Here is a 13,968-nt window from a genome sequence, read left to right as displayed (position 1 = left end):
GGTCCCGGCTACAACCGGCGCCGGGGCCGCCGTTCCTGGTGGGCGGGCCGCTCCGTGCCGAGGAAGCCGAGCAGCAGCTTGTTCACCTCGTCGGGCGCGTCGAGCGGCAGCCAGTGCCCGGCGTCCTCGACGCGCTCGTAGCGCCACGGCCCCTTGACGAACTTGCCGGAGCCCGTCATGCCCTCCTCCAGCAGCGCCTTGTCGCCGGCGCCCCAGATGCCCAGGGTCGGCGCGAGCACCGGCGGGAACGGGCGGGCGGGCCGCAGCTCGGAGGCGGGCGAGCGGTTGGCGCGGTACCAGTTGAGCCCGGCGGTCAGCGCGCCGGGCCGGGCCAGGTCACGCAGGTAGCGGTCGTAGTCGCCGTCCCGCCCCATGATCTCCTTGAACAGCCGCCAGCCGTTGCGGCGCAGCAGCTCCTCGCTGACCCCGGGGAACTGGTAGAAGAGCATGTACCAGGACGCCGCCCGCTGCTCGATCGACGGGGTGGCGAAGACACCTGGGTGCCCGACGGACAGCACGACGAGGTGGTCGAGCCGGCGCGGCATCATGAAGGCGTACATCCAGGCGATGGCCGCGCCCCAGTCGTGGCCGACGATGTGCGGGCGCTTGACGCCGAGCTGCATGGTGAGGGCGACGACGTCGTTGACGATCGTCTGCATGCCGTACGCCTCGATCTCCTGCGGCTTGCCGGAGTCGCCGAAGCCGCGCAGGTCGGGCGCGATGACCCGGAACCCGCCCTCGACCAGCGCCGGGATCTGATGCCGCCACAGGTAGGAGGAGTCGGGGAAGCCGTGCAGCAGGATGACGGGGTCGCCCTCGCCCTCGTCGACGTAGGCGATGTCGACACCGTTGATGTGGACGGTCTTCTTCTCGGTCACGCTGTCTCCCTGAACAACCGCTCAGCGAAGAACTCGCTGAAGCCGAACTCCGGTACGTCCTCCGGGGCGACCATGTTGAGCAGCCCCGTCACCTGGGCGGCGAAGTTCTTCGCCATCAGCCTGCGGACGCGGCGGCGCCGCTCGACGGCCGCGGGCCCGAACTCGACGTGCAGCCTGCTGATGATGGAGGCGCCGAAGTCCAGCCGTTCCAGCCGGAACTCGCGCTCCTTCACGTACGGGGCGAACGCCTCGTGCGACCAGTCGTCGGAGGCGAGCAGGATCTCGCAGACGGTCCGCGAGTCGCGCATGGCGCACGACAGGCCGGTGCCGAGGACCGTGTCGGCGTTGCCGGCCTCGTCGCCGATGAGCACGACGCCCTCGGCCAGCGGCGGCCCCTCGGGCACGCTGGACACGGACGGCCACACCGACAGCGGTCCGGCCGGGGTCGCCTCGGTGACGGCCTTGCCGCGGTCGGGCAGGCAGTTCAGCTCGAACGCGGCGAGGAACCGCTCGACGCCGCCCGGCCCCCGGTAGCGGTGCTTGTTGACCGTGGGGAAGTTCAGGTAGAGGCGGGCCCGGCCGTAGCCCTGGGGGAACACCATGAACATGACGTCGCCCTCGGTGCCCATGGCCTGCACGTCGGGCGGCCAACCCGCCATGCCCTCCACCATCATGCCGCCGCCCCAGTGGTGCATGGAGTTGCTCATGGTGATGCCGACCTGGCGGCCGACGGTGCAGCCGCGGCCGGTGGCGCCGATCACCAGGCGGGGCCGCAGCTCGTGGTCGCCGTCGGGCGTCCGGTACGTCACCACGGGCGGCGTGCCGGCGGTGACGCCGATGCGGGAGGCGTCCATCACCAGCCGGGCGCCGCTCGCCACGGCCTGCTCGGCCATCAGCTCGCACACCGCGTGGTGCGGGAACGACATCGGCCCGCCGATGCCGGGGATGAACCTGGTCATGTCCACGGCCTCGACCTCGTCGTCGGTCACGGCCTCGTCCCAGGTCATCCACTCGCGGATCTCCCAGGCGCCGCCGGCCGAGAAGCAGTCGTAGACGCCGAGGCGCTGGGCCTCCCGGATGCCCCAGGGCGCGAGCCACTCGCCGCGCACGAGGTCCTTGTAGGCGTCCTGCTTCTCCAGCAGCACCACGGACAGGCCGCCCGCGGCGAGCCTGCACGCCGCGGACGCCCCGGAGATGCCGCCTCCGACGATGACGACGTCGGGCTGCTCGGGTCGTACGGTCACGTCCCCCACCTCTCCCAGTAGGTGCGTTCCTTGGCGCTGTAGCGCTCTGCGGGGCGGAAGTCGGTGCCCACGGTGTACGCGACGGGGATCATGCACACCTGGGTCACCCCCGAGGGGATGCCGAGCATCCGCGCGACCTGCCGCTCGTGCGGGACGTGCAGGCAGGTGATCGTGCTGCCGAGCCCGCGGCTGCGCAGCGCGAGCTGGAAGGACCAGATGGCCGGGAAGATCGAGCCGTAGAAGATGCTGGCCCGCGTCTCGCCGTGCTGCACCTGGTGGCCCGGGTCCTCGGCGACCTTGTCGGACATCCGCCGGCGCCAGGCCTCGTTGATGGCCGTGATGTCGGGCGGGCGGCCGAGGACGCACGGGATGACCAGGATCGGCACCGCCGCGATGGTCTCGGTCAGCGCCTGCGCGGAGGCGTAGTTGCGGCGCGCCTGGGCGTCGTTGCGGCGGCGGCCGGCGTTGGTCCACATGTCGTTGCGGTGGAACGTCCAGGACGACTGGATCATCCCGGCCAGCTCCTGCTTGACGGCGGCGTCGCTGATGACCAGCCACCGCCAGTTCTGGTGGTTGTTGGCGGTGGGCGCCTGCACGGCGACCTCCAGCGCCTCCTGCACCACCTCGCGGGGCACGGGCCGCTCCACGTCGAGGCGGCGGCGCACGGACCGGGTGGTGGTCAGCAGCCGGTCGGTCTCGGCGACGTCGAACGGCAGGCCGGTCAGACCGGCCGGAGCGGCGGCGGGCGGGCCGTTCACGCCGGCCCCAGGAGAACCGCGCCGCGGACCGAGCCGGGCGCCGCCGTGAGCGCCAGCGCCCGCTCCACCGGACCGTCCAGGCCCGGTTTGGTCACGTACGCGGTGAGGTCGCCGGCGAGCGGGTCGGCGAGGCCGGTCAGCGCGGGGGCGACGCCGTCGCGGACGGCGAGGGCGCCGAGGGCGATGTTCATGGCGCCGGTGGCGGCCTGGCAGTCGCCGGCCAGCGCGGTGGAGGCGGTCAGCCGCCCGCCGGGCACGCCGGCCAGCACCGCCGCGGCCTCCGCGCCGTCGTCCGCCGTCCCGTTCGCGGCCCCGACCACCAGCCCGGCACCCGGACCGGCGTCCGTGCCCGTGGCCACGCCGGGCGAGCCGGACGAGCCGCGCGAGCCGTACGAGTCGGCGAGCCGGGCGATGCTGCGGGCCACCGAGCCGGCGTCGCCGCCGCTCGCGTGCCCCGTCCCCAGCACCTTCGCGTACGGCCGGCCGCCCCGGGCGGCGCAGTGCCCGGCCGACTCGACGACGAACGCCACCGCCGCCGACCCCCGCACCGCCCCGCCGGAGCCCGCGTCGTACGGCGACGGCACCGGGCCGTCACCGTCGAGACCCGGCAGGCCGGCCGCGCCGGGGCTCTCGTCGGCCGCCACCACGAGCACCACTTCGGCCTTGCCCGACCGGATGAGCTCCAGCGCGCAGTCCAGCGCGATCGAGGCCGAGGCGCCGCCGTTGCAGATCGTGGTGGTCGGCCCGCGCAGCCCCAGGGTCTGGCAGACCGCGCCGCCGGTTGCGTTGAGCACGACGTTGGAGAAGCTGAGCACGGCCGGCTTGTTGGGGTTGACCGCGATGCTCTCGTCGAAGCCGCCGGTGCTCTCGGCCGAGCCGGCGCCGGTGGCGAAGACCAGGCCGACGTCGTCCAGGTCCTTGCGCGGCAGCTTGAGCCCGGCGTCCTCCCAGGCGAGCCGGGAGGCGGCGATGGCCAGGCGCGACAGGTGGTTCATGTGCCGCCACAGCGAGCGCGGCGCGAACGTCCGGCCCTCCAGCGACGGGGCCCGCCCGGCGCCCTGGCGGCCGGCCAGGATGGCCTCGGTCACCTCGGCGACACCCGTGCCGGCTCCGGTGACGGGCCCGAGCCCGGTGATCACGGCTTCGCGGCGCGGCAGCTCCTCGTACGGGCGCGGCTCGCCGGGCCGGGTCAGCACGAGGGAGACGTTGTTGCCGCCGAACGCGTAGTTGTTGGACACGACGGTGCCGATGCGCATCGGCCTGGCCACGTTCGGCACGAAGTCGAGGTCCCCGGCCCGGCCCTGGCCGTCCTCGTCGAAGCCGATCGTCGGCGGGGCCACCGCGTGCCGCAGCGCGAGCACGCTCGCCACCGCCTCGACCGCGCCCGCCGCGCCGAGCGTGTGGCCGACGAACGACTTGATGCTGCTGGTCGGCACCTGACCGGCCCGCTCACCGAAGACCAGGCGCATGACCTTGGCCTCCATGGCGTCGTTGGCCGGGGTGCCGGTGCCGTGCCCGCTGACGTAGTGGACGTCGTCCGGGGTGAGCCCGGCGTCGGCCAGGGCCCGCCGTACGGCGCTGGCGCCGCCGCGGCCGGTCGGGTCGGGCGCGGTCGCGTGATAGGCGTCGGCCGACAGGCCGTAGCCGGCGACCTCGGCGAGCGGCACCGCGCCCCGCGCGAGCGCCAGGTCCAGCGGCTCCAGCAGCAGGAACGCGGCTCCCTCGCCGAGGTTCAGGCCGTCGGAGTGGCTGTAGGGGCGGCACGGGCCGGTGCTGAGGGCCTGGAGCCCGGCGAAGCCCGCGTACGTGCCGAACAGCAGGGGGTCCACCCCGCCCGCGAGGACGGCGTCGGCCTCGCCGGTGAGGATCTTGTCCTTGGCCAGTCCGACGGCGTTGCCGCCGGCGGCGCAGGCGGTGGACACGAGGACGCGCGGCCCGCGCAGGCCGAGCCGCTCGGCCACCACGTCCTGGGTGCGGTGCATCGGCTGGTACCGGCCGGCCGCGTCGGGCGTGGCCTGGCACTTGCCGAGGATGATGCCGAACCGCTCGTCCCCCGCCCCGGAGGCCGTCAGGCCGGCCATCTCGACCGCCTGGCGGGCCGCGACGAGCGCGAGCCGGGCCGTCCGGTCGAGGGCGGCGTCGGAGTCGGGGAGCTGACCGGCGATCCACTCGTCGGGCACCTGGCCCGCGTGCCGGGCCGTGAACACGGCGAACGCCTCGTCCTCGACCGGCGTGAGTCCGCCCTGACCTGTGGTGAGCCGCTGCCAGAACTCGGCTGGGTCGCGGCCGGCCGCGCAGATGATGCCCAGGCCGGTGACGACGACGGGCCGCAGCGCCATGCTTGTCTCCTTCTCAGCGCACCGGCCGATCAGATGATCGGGATGCTCCAGCTCTTGGGCACGATGTACGGGCTGGTCAGCGTGGTGACCTCGGCCCCGCCGACGGTCAGCTCCAGCCCGGCGGCGGCCAGGTCCTGGTCCACCCGGGCGAGGCCGAGCGTGGTGCCGAGACCGACGCTGTGGACGGCGTGGACGACCTCGCCGATGTCCTGCCCGTTCACCCAGACGCGGGTGCCGGCCGCGGGCACGCCCTCTCCGCCGGTGAAGCCGACGGTGCGCCGCCCGCCGCCCGACTCGAACGCCTCCAGCACCGCGTCCCGGCCGAGGAACTCGTCCTTGGTGACGTCGACCAGCCAGTTGGCGCCGATCTCGATGACCGTGGCGCCGTCGGTGACCTCGTGGCGCGGGATGGGCTGGCGCACCTCCAGCATGGCCAGCTCCAGCGCCTCCTGCCCGGCGGCCTGGGCGTGCTCCAGCGCCTGGCCCCACAGGTCGGCGGCGTGCTCGATGGGCACGATCATCTGGTAGCCGTACTCGCCGGTGAAGCCGGTCCTGGCGAAGACGATGTCGGCGCCGTTCCAGGTGGTGTCCACGACCGACTCGAACGGCAGCGACGCCAGCTCGGCGTCGATGAGCCGGCCGACGACGCCCCAGGCGTACGGGCCCTCCAGCCCGAGGACGGTCAGGTCCCCGGAGCGGTCGGTGATCTCGACACCCTCGTCGTTGTGCGCCCTGAGGTGCTCCAGCAGGCGCGCGCCGGCGCCGCACGAGCTCTCCAGCAGGATGCCGTCCTCCCGGCCGAAGGCGAGGACCTGGTCCACGACCCCGCCCTCGGCGTCGAGGAGGAGAGACATCATGCAGCGGTCGGACGTCAGGTACTCGACGTCGCGGGCCAGGAGGCGCTGGGCGAAGGCCACCGCGTCGGGGCCGGTGATCTCGATGAGGCCGTGGCCGCCCAGGTCGAGGACCGCGGCGCGCTCCCTGAGCACCTTGTACTCCTCCGCCAGGGAGGAGAAGCGCAGCGCGACGGTGGCGTCGCCGACCTGACCGTAGACGGTCTCCTGGGGATGCGCGGACGCGAGGACGCTTGCCATCAGAACCTCCCTAGGGGGCCGGCGGCTTCAGCCGTCGGGGAAATCGGGAGCGGGAGGGCCGCCAAAGCCCGGGCGTGCCCTGAACTGCCAGATCTGCGCATCACAGATGTCCTTCCGACTTTTGTCGCCGCCCGGCGATATCGTGGTCTTGTCGTCACAGAACGTGGGAGGTGGGCGTGCACAGGTCGGTCAAATTCCTGCTCCGTCCCACCAGCAAGCAGGCCGCCGCGCTCACCCAGTGCCTGGAGAACCACCGGGAGCTGTACAACGCCGCGTTGGAGCACCGCCGCACCGCCTACCGCAAAGCCGGCGTGACCGTCGGCTACGGCGAGCAATCGGCGGAGCTGAAGGAGATCCGCAAGGCCGACCCCCACGGTCAGGGCCGCTGGTCCGCAGGCTCCCAGCAGCAGACCCTGCGTTGTCTGGACAGGGCGTTCGCAGCGTTCTTCCGCAGGATCAAGGCCGGGCACAAAGCCGGGTACCCGCGGTTCAAGGGCCGGGGCCGGTTCGACACCGTGCAGTGGCCCGCCCTCAAGAACGGGGCGGCGTGGGACTCCCAACCGCGTGATCCGGTGACGCGCGTCTACCTGCTCGGCATCGGGCATGTGCGGGTCCACCAGCACCGGCGTGTGTCCGGCACGGTCAAGACGATCAGCGTCAAGCGGGAGGGCGCCCGCTGGTTCGTCGTGCTGTCGTGCGATGAGGTGCCGGCCGAGCCGCTGCCCGCGACGGGTGTCGTGGCCGGGATCGACCTGGGCGTCGTCTCGCTGGCCACCACCAGCGACGGCGAGCACATCGACAACCGGCGGCACCTGGCCGCCTGCGCCGACCGGCTCGCGGCGGCTCAACGCGATCTGGCCCGCAAGCAGCGCGGGTCCAGGCGGCGTCGTAAGGCGGTGGCCCGGGTGGCCGCGCTGCACGCCAAGGTGCGGCGTGGGCGCCTGGACGGCGCGCACAAAGCCGCGCTCGCGCTGGTGCGCGCCTACGACGTGATCGTGCACGAAGATTTGCGGATCACCGGTATGACCCGCTCGGCATCCGGCACGGTCGAGCACCCCGGCCGCAACGTCGCCCAGAAGGCCGGGCTGAACCGGAGCATCCTGGACGCGGGTTGGGGGGTGTTCCTGACGATCCTTGCGGACAAGGCTGAAAGCGCCGGTCGCGAGCTGATCGCGGTCGAGCCCCGCAACACTTCCCGCACCTGCTCGCGATGCGGGCACTGCGCGAAGGAGAATCGCGTCACCCAGGCCGAGTTCCGATGCCAGGGGTGCGGGCATGCCGCGCACGCCGACGTGAATGCGGCGGTCAACATCTTGAGGGCAGGGCTTGCCCTTCGCCAGGCTGCGGAAGCGGCCTAGCGAGAAGCCGCTCCCTTCAGCGAGCGGAGGAGTCACGTTCACACCTTTCGCACGGGACGTTGACGGGCCGGGTCGGCGATCGTCAGGTTTCCTTCGGCGGCGACCTGGCCGTCCACCCGGGCCGAGACCCGGTACTCGGCGAAGCCGGCGCCGCCGCCCGTCCGCTCGGCCGTCAGCGTGAGCTGGTCGCCGGGGACGACGGGGCGCCGGAACCGCATCGACCTGACCCCCGCCAGGTAGCTGATCTCGCTGGCCCCGGCCAGGGCGAAGACCACGCCCGCGAGCTGGGCCAGCGCCTCGGTGATCACGATGCCGGGGAGCACGGCCTCGCCCGGGAAGTGGCCCTGGAACCACAGCTCGGTGCCGGCGACGTTCTTGACGGCCGTGCCCTTGACGCCGGGCTCGACCTTGCCGACCCGGTCGAGCAGCAGCATCGGCCAGCGGTGCGGCAGGACGGCGCGCACCTGGTCGTGGGTCAGCCCGCTGACCGTCCCGGCCGTCGGGGGCGCCTCGGCGACCGTCATGCCGACGCCCGCAGCGCGGGGTTGACCTCTTCGGCCAGCCGCGACACCGAGCCGAAGACGGCCATCTCGCTGTCGTACAGGGCGACGCCGAACTCCGCCTCGATGGCCACGTACAGCTCCAGCACGTCGAGGCTGTCGAGCTCCAGGCCGCGGCCGAACAGCGGCTGGTCGTCGGTGATCCAGTCAGGGTCGATCTCCAGGTCCAGCCGCGACACGATCATCTTCTTGATCTGGCTGCAGGTCTGCTGCCGCTCCGCGGCCCGCGCGCGCAGCTCGTCGATCGTCATCTGGTCCTCCTTGAACCGGGGGGAAGGGGGGACGGCTCAGCCGAGGCCGCCGCCGTGGGCGACCACCACGGAGCCGGACATGTACGACGCCTTGTCGGAGGCGAGGAAGCTCACGATCGACGCGATCTCCTCGGGGCGGCCCATCCGGCCGAGCATGATCCGCGACTCGTACTGCTTCTTGATGCCGGAGGGCACCTTGCGGGTCATGTCGGTCTCGACGAACCCGGGTGCGACGACGTTGGCCCGCACGCCGTGCGGCGCGGCCTCGTTGGACAGCGCGTGGGTGAAGGCGATGATCGCGCCCTTGGAGGCCACGTAGTTGGTCTGGCCGGGGAAGCCCCCGTCGAGCCCGCTGGAGGACGACAGGGTCACGATCGCCCCGCGGCGCTGGTGCTGCATGAGCTTGAGCGCCTCGCGGCAGGCGAGGAACGTGCCGACGAGGTTGGTGTCCACGGGGGCGCGGAACTGGTCGAGGCTCATCGTGAGGAGGTAGCGGTCCAGGGTGATGCCGGCGCTGGTCACGAGGACGTCGAGCCGGCCGTGGTCGGTGCGCACGCCGCGGAAGAGCCGCCGTACGGACTCCTCGTCCGTCACGTCGGCCTGCACGGCGGTGGCGCTGCCGCCCTCCTCCTCGATCCGGGCGACGACCTCCTTGGCGTCGCTCTCGGAGCGGGAGTAGTTGACCACGACGTGGGCGCCCTCACGGGCCAGGTCCAGCGCGACGGCCCGGCCGATGCCGCGTGAGCCGCCCGTCACCACGGCCACGGAGCCCTGTGCGAAAAGCATCATCCGTCTCCAGGAATTGAGACAATCGCGGATCGGCTTATCCGGATCTTCAGTCAGTAAGCTACTAAGCGCTGACATCACGCCTGTATCACTCGGTTATCCGCGCATTGACTGGAACAATGGCGATGAATGACTCTGGCGCCATGAAGGTGGTTGACACAGAAATACGGGAGGTGGAAGTTCTGATTGTCGGCGGCGGCCCGGTCGGCCTGTCCGCCGCCATCGAGCTCTCCCGGCACGGAATATCGACGCTGCTCGTCGAAAAACATGAGGGCACGTCAATCTTCCCGAAGGCCCGGCTCGTGACCACGAGGACGATGGAGCTCTTCCGCGCCTGGGGCATCCAGCAGGAGGTGGAGCGGGCCGGCATGCCGCGCGAGGAGTTCCTCGCCGTGGGAGTCGGCAGCTCCCTGACGGCGGACGACTTCGTCAGGTCCGCCGCCGCGCTGCGCCGGGACGCCCCGCAGAGCCCCACCTACATGTTCCTGTGCTCGCAGGACCTGCTGGAGGTCATCCTGCGCCGGCTGGCCGAGTCGCGGCCCGGCACCGAGGTCAGGTACGGCGCCGCCATGACGGGCTTCCGCGCGACGCCGGACGGCGTCGAGGCGGTCGTGTCGGAGGCGTCCGGCGAGACGCTGGTGCGCTGCTCGTACTTGGTGGCGGCGGACGGCAGCCGCAGCGGCATCCGCGAGGAGCTGGGCATCGCCACCGAGGGGCCGCCGCCGCTCGGCCACATGATCAGCATCATGTTCGAGGCCGACCTGGGCTTCCTGCCGCCCGAGCGGCGGGCCGCGCTGTCCTTCCTCACCGATCCGCCGTGCGCGGTGGAGGCCGTCGACCACCGGCGGCGGTGGATGGTGCAGACCGGCTACGAGCCCGAGGAGGGCGGCAGCCCGGACGACTTCACCGAGGACGTCTGCCTGGCCGCCGTGCGCGCCGCCGTCGGCGTGCCCGACCTGCCGGTCACCATCCTGGGCGTGCTGCCCTGGCTCCAGCAGGCCAAGGTGGCGGCCTCGTTCCGCGCGGGGCGGGTGTTCCTCGCGGGTGACGCCGCGCACGTGGCCACGCCGCAGGGCGGTTTCGGGATGAACTGCGGCATCCAGGATGCCCACAACCTCGCCTGGAAGCTCGCTGCCGTCCTGCGCGGCGCCGCCGGCCCGGCCCTGCTCGACACCTACGCGCCCGAGCGCCGTCCCATCGGCGCCCGCACGGTGGACGAGAGCCTGCACAACGCGTTCATCACCTTCCAGATGATGGAGGGGCGGCTGTCCATGCGGGAGGCCATCGAGCAGCAGGCCGGGCGGCGCAGCTCGGAGGGGCTGGTGCTGGGCTTCCACTACGACTCGGCGGCCGTGGTCCCGGACGGGACGCCCGCCCCGGCGCCCGACGACCCCTACCGCACGTACGTGCCCACGGCGCGGCCGGGCCACCGGGCTCCGCACGTCTGGCTGTCGAGCCCGTACGGCCCGGTCTCGACCCTCGACCTGCTGGGGCCGTGCTTCACGCTGCTGGCCACGGCGGACGCCGGCTGGCCGGCCGCCGCGTCGGAGGCGTCCTCGCGGGCGGGCGTGCCGGTCACGGCGGTGGAGGTCACCACCACGGATGTCTCCACCACGGGCGCCTCCACCCGCCCTGCCCCCGCCTCCGAAGGTCACGTGTCCGGCCCGTTCACCTCGCCGACGTGGGCCAAGGAGTACGGCCTGGAGGCCGGCGGCGCGGTCCTGGTGCGGCCGGACGGGCACGTCGGCTGGCGCTGCCCCGGCGGCCCGGCCTCCCCCGACGCCCTGGCCGCCGCTCTCGCCGCCATCCTGGCCCGCACCCCCTGACCGCCCCGAACCGTACGGCGAAGGCACGCCGCGGTCACGAGACCGTGGCGCGCCCCCGGAACCCGGCCGGTGGACCGTCAGCCGAAGCCGCTGCGCGCCGGGCGGCGGGACTGGAGGCGGGCGGCGCCCAGCCGCAGCGACAAGGGGCTCCCGCAGGACGTGGCCACCAGCTCCGACACCGCCTGCGCCCCCACCGCCGTGTCCACCAGCAGGTCGGCCAGCTCCCGCGCCTCGTCCTCCGGCAGCGGCCGCAGGAACTCCCGGTGCGCCCCCTGCCGGGCCACCAGGTCGTCCAGGGGGTCCGTGCTGGTGATGACCACGCGGCAGTTGGCGCCTCCGGGCAGCAGCGCCCGCGCCTGGTCGCCGTCGCGGACGTCGTCCAGCACCACGAGCAGCCGCCGCCGCGCCGTACAGCTGCGGTAGAGCGCGAGCTTCTCCGCGCGCCCGGCCGGGAGGTCGGCCCCCGCCACGCCGAGCGCCCGCAGGAAGCGGTCGAGCACCGCGTCCAGGCCGCCGCCTGGCCCGTCACCCCCCGCGCCCACCTCGGCCATGTCGGCGTGCAGCTGCCCGTCGGGGAACCAGTCGATCCGGCTGTGCGCCCAGCGCAGCGCCAGCGTGCTCTTGCCCACCCCGGCCGGCCCGCTCAGCACCATCACGCCCGGCACCGCCACACCCGGATCGGGCCGCAGGGCGGTGTTGAGCGCGTCCAGCTCCTCCTCGCGTCCCACGAACGGCAGCACCTGCGGCGGGAGCTGGCACGGCACGACGTGCCCCGGCGCGGGCCGCTGGGCGGGCGCCCGCATCAGCGCGGACTCGTCCCGCAGGATCTGCTCGTGCAGCCGCCGCAGCGCTGGCCCGGGCTCCAGGCCGATCTGCTCCAGCAGGTAGCGGCGCGTCTCCTGGTAGGTGCGCAGCGCCTCGGCGCGGCGACCGGCGCGGTACTGCGCCAGCATGAGCTGGGCGCGCACCCGCTCACGGAACGGCGACTCGGCGACCAGGGCCAGCAGCTCGGGGATCACCTGGTGGTGACGCCCGAGCTCGATCTCCAGCTCCAGGCACGTCTCCAGCGCCTCCAGCCGCGACTCGGCCATCCGGGCCACGTCGTAGCGCAGCCCCCTGATGTCCTCGAACGGGGTGCCCTGCCACAGGGCGAGCGCCTCGCGCAGCACCTGGACGGCCTGCTCGCGCAGCCCGGCGGCGGCGTGGCCGCGCGCCTGCGCCACCAGCGCCTTGAACCTGACCCAGTCGATGCTGTCCGGGGCGGCCCGCAGCAGGTAGCCGGGGCTGGAGGTCTCGATCAGGCCCGCGCCGAGGTTCCGGCGCAGCCGGGAGACGCAGATGGCGACCTGCCGCCAGGCGCTGCGCGGCGCCGAGCCGGCCCAGACGGCCTCGATCAGGCGCTCGACGCTCATGACGCGGTTGGCGTTCAGCAGCAGGCTGGCCAGGATGGCCAGCTCCCGGTTGGCGCTCATGGGCAGCTCGGCGCCGTCCTTCAGCACCGTGAGCGGCCCGAGCACCCGGAACTCGAACGACGGCGACCCCATCAGGCCATCACCTCCGTCAGGCGGCCTTCGAGCAGGTCGGCGGCTCGCCCGGTGCCGCCCGCCCGCCGGATGTCGCGCCGCATGGCCTGCGCGCCGTGCCGTACGCGCTCGTCGCCCGCGACCGCGAGGACCGCCTCGACGAGCCCCTCGGGGGTGAGCGTGTCCGGGTCGATGGCCCGGCCGAGGCCCAGCTCCTCCACGCGGCGCGCGGCCACCCGGTCGATGGGGGTGGCGGGGACGACGACCATGGGGCAGCCCCAGTGCAGGGCCTCCATGGCGGTGCCCAGGCCGCCGTGGGTGACCGCGACGGTGGCGTGCCGGAGCACGCTCACGTGCGAGACCCAGCGCCGGACCTCGATGGTGGGCGGCAGCGGCCCGAGGTAGCCGGGGTCCATGCCCGGGGGCAGGGTGACCACGCCGCGCCAGGGCAGCTCGGCGAAGGCCCGCACGCAGGTCCGGAACAGCTCGGGCCGGCCCGCGGCGACGGTGCCGAAGGTCAGCAGCGCGACCGGCAGCCCGTCGTCCGGCGGCTCCCACCCGGCCAGGAAGCCGCGCTCGCCCAGGCAGGGCCCGACGAACGCGAACCGCTCGTCGAAGGTGTCCCCGGACGGCTGGAACGAGCGCGGCAGGCTGACCAGGTTGGAGTCCTGGACCTCCCACCACAGCTCGGCCGGGTCGGCCTCGACGCCGTGGTCGGAGGCCAGGGCCCGGGTCCTGGCCAGCATGCCGTCCACCCATCCGGGCAGGTCCGGGCCGGAGCGCTCGCCGGCGTAGACGGAGCCGAGGAAGGAGTAGTGCTCGTTGGAGGCGAAGATCGGGATGAGCTGCGTCGCCGGGACTCCGAGCTTCCTGGCCAGGAGGCGTCCGGCGTGCAGCACCGTCAGGTCGTAGACCACCAGGTCCGGGCGGTCGGTGAGCAGCCGGTCGGCGGCGTCGAGCATCGCCCGGCTCTCGTCGAGGAAGAGCGAGACGAGGGCCAGCGGGTCGCTCTCCAGCGCCCGCAGGTCGGCCCCCGCGTAGATCGAGTCGTAGCAGAGCAGGCCGGCGCCCGTCTCCTCCACCAGCGGCGCCATGCCGCCCCCCGTGAGGTACGTGACCCTGTGCCCTCTGCGAACCAATTCTGCGACCACGGCGAGACTGGGAATGACATGGCCGTGATCGGGCTGACACATGAAGAGATAATGCCGCGTCATGTGAATTCTCTCGGCTTGGTGCGCGTGAGGATTTCTCCACCGCAAAGCTAAAGGACCGCCGGCGAGCCGCGTCACCCCTAGGCGCCCCCTCAACCGGCCCCCTTTTCTAGGGGTTCCACCGGCCTGGAGGAGGGTGT

12 protein-coding genes are annotated in these 13,968 nt (G+C 73.2%); 2 read left to right on the top strand and 10 right to left on the bottom strand.

Annotation, left to right across the window (positions count from 1 at the left end; all coding sequences use genetic code 11):
* Positions 1-8: 8 nt before the first annotated feature.
* The 5 genes from AB0H64_RS05480 to AB0H64_RS05460 are packed head-to-tail and all read right to left on the bottom strand — an operon-like array spanning position 9 to position 6,313.
* Entirely contained in the window at positions 9-878 is an 870-nt protein-coding gene (locus AB0H64_RS05480) for an alpha/beta fold hydrolase (protein ID WP_357620379.1), read from the bottom strand.
* Positions 875-2,122 (bottom strand): NAD(P)/FAD-dependent oxidoreductase, encoded by a 1,248-nt coding sequence (locus AB0H64_RS05475; protein WP_357620377.1) that lies wholly within the window; start codon positions 2,120-2,122, stop codon positions 875-877. The genes AB0H64_RS05480 and AB0H64_RS05475 overlap by 4 nt, the downstream gene beginning before the upstream one ends.
* Positions 2,119-2,880 carry a nitroreductase family protein gene (locus AB0H64_RS05470; protein ID WP_357620375.1) on the bottom strand — a complete coding sequence of 254 codons (762 nt, stop codon included), beginning with the start codon at positions 2,878-2,880 and terminating at the stop codon, positions 2,119-2,121. Before AB0H64_RS05470 ends, AB0H64_RS05475 begins: the two co-directional genes overlap by 4 nt.
* A complete protein-coding gene (locus tag AB0H64_RS05465; RefSeq protein WP_357620373.1) occupies positions 2,877-5,219 on the bottom strand; it encodes a beta-ketoacyl-[acyl-carrier-protein] synthase family protein in 2,343 nt (780 codons plus the stop codon). The genes AB0H64_RS05470 and AB0H64_RS05465 overlap by 4 nt, the downstream gene beginning before the upstream one ends.
* 29 nt (positions 5,220-5,248) lie before the next feature.
* The gene (locus AB0H64_RS05460; protein WP_357620371.1) at positions 5,249-6,313 is read right to left on the bottom strand and encodes a glycine cleavage T C-terminal barrel domain-containing protein; all 1,065 of its coding nucleotides are present in this window, start codon (positions 6,311-6,313) and stop codon (positions 5,249-5,251) included.
* A 176-nt stretch (positions 6,314-6,489) separates the two neighbouring features.
* Here AB0H64_RS05460 and AB0H64_RS05455 point away from each other — a divergent pair, with 176 nt between their 5' ends.
* The gene (locus AB0H64_RS05455) at positions 6,490-7,671 is read left to right on the top strand and encodes a transposase (protein ID WP_357620369.1); all 1,182 of its coding nucleotides are present in this window, start codon (positions 6,490-6,492) and stop codon (positions 7,669-7,671) included.
* Positions 7,672-7,709: 38 nt separating this feature from the next.
* On the opposite strand, the gene fabZ is transcribed toward AB0H64_RS05455, so the two are convergent.
* Genes fabZ through AB0H64_RS05440 form a run of 3 tightly spaced genes read right to left on the bottom strand, consistent with a single transcriptional unit; the run spans position 7,710 to position 9,271 of the window.
* Positions 7,710-8,195, bottom strand: a complete 486-nt coding sequence (gene fabZ, locus AB0H64_RS05450) for a 3-hydroxyacyl-ACP dehydratase FabZ (RefSeq protein WP_357620367.1) — start codon at positions 8,193-8,195, stop codon at positions 7,710-7,712.
* On the bottom strand, positions 8,192-8,482 hold the full coding sequence (locus tag AB0H64_RS05445) for a phosphopantetheine-binding protein (RefSeq protein WP_175601782.1): 291 nt from the start codon (positions 8,480-8,482) through the stop codon (positions 8,192-8,194). Before AB0H64_RS05445 ends, fabZ begins: the two co-directional genes overlap by 4 nt.
* Positions 8,483-8,518: 36 nt before the next feature.
* The gene (locus tag AB0H64_RS05440) at positions 8,519-9,271 is read right to left on the bottom strand and encodes a 3-oxoacyl-ACP reductase family protein (protein WP_355439397.1); all 753 of its coding nucleotides are present in this window, start codon (positions 9,269-9,271) and stop codon (positions 8,519-8,521) included.
* A gap of 170 nt (positions 9,272-9,441) precedes the next feature.
* Between AB0H64_RS05440 and AB0H64_RS05435 the strand changes: the two genes are divergently transcribed.
* A complete protein-coding gene (locus AB0H64_RS05435; RefSeq protein WP_357620365.1) occupies positions 9,442-11,094 on the top strand; it encodes an FAD-dependent oxidoreductase in 1,653 nt (550 codons plus the stop codon).
* 77 nt (positions 11,095-11,171) lie between these two features.
* Here AB0H64_RS05435 and AB0H64_RS05430 read toward each other — a convergent pair whose 3' ends face one another.
* Both AB0H64_RS05430 and AB0H64_RS05425 read right to left on the bottom strand, forming a co-directional pair.
* Positions 11,172-12,638: a BTAD domain-containing putative transcriptional regulator gene (locus AB0H64_RS05430; protein ID WP_357620363.1), complete on the bottom strand. Its 1,467-nt coding sequence runs from the start codon at positions 12,636-12,638 to the stop codon at positions 11,172-11,174.
* Positions 12,638-13,810, bottom strand: a complete 1,173-nt coding sequence (locus AB0H64_RS05425; RefSeq protein WP_357620361.1) for a macrolide family glycosyltransferase — start codon at positions 13,808-13,810, stop codon at positions 12,638-12,640. The genes AB0H64_RS05430 and AB0H64_RS05425 overlap by 1 nt, the downstream gene beginning before the upstream one ends.
* Positions 13,811-13,968: the final 158 nt, after the last annotated feature.

The sequence above is a fragment of the Nonomuraea sp. NPDC050733 genome (assembly GCF_040654215.1).
Classification (GTDB): Bacteria; Actinomycetota; Actinomycetes; order Streptosporangiales; family Streptosporangiaceae; genus Nonomuraea.
The sequence above is the reverse complement of the archived record's forward strand: the minus strand, read 5'-3'. Positions and strand labels throughout refer to the sequence as shown.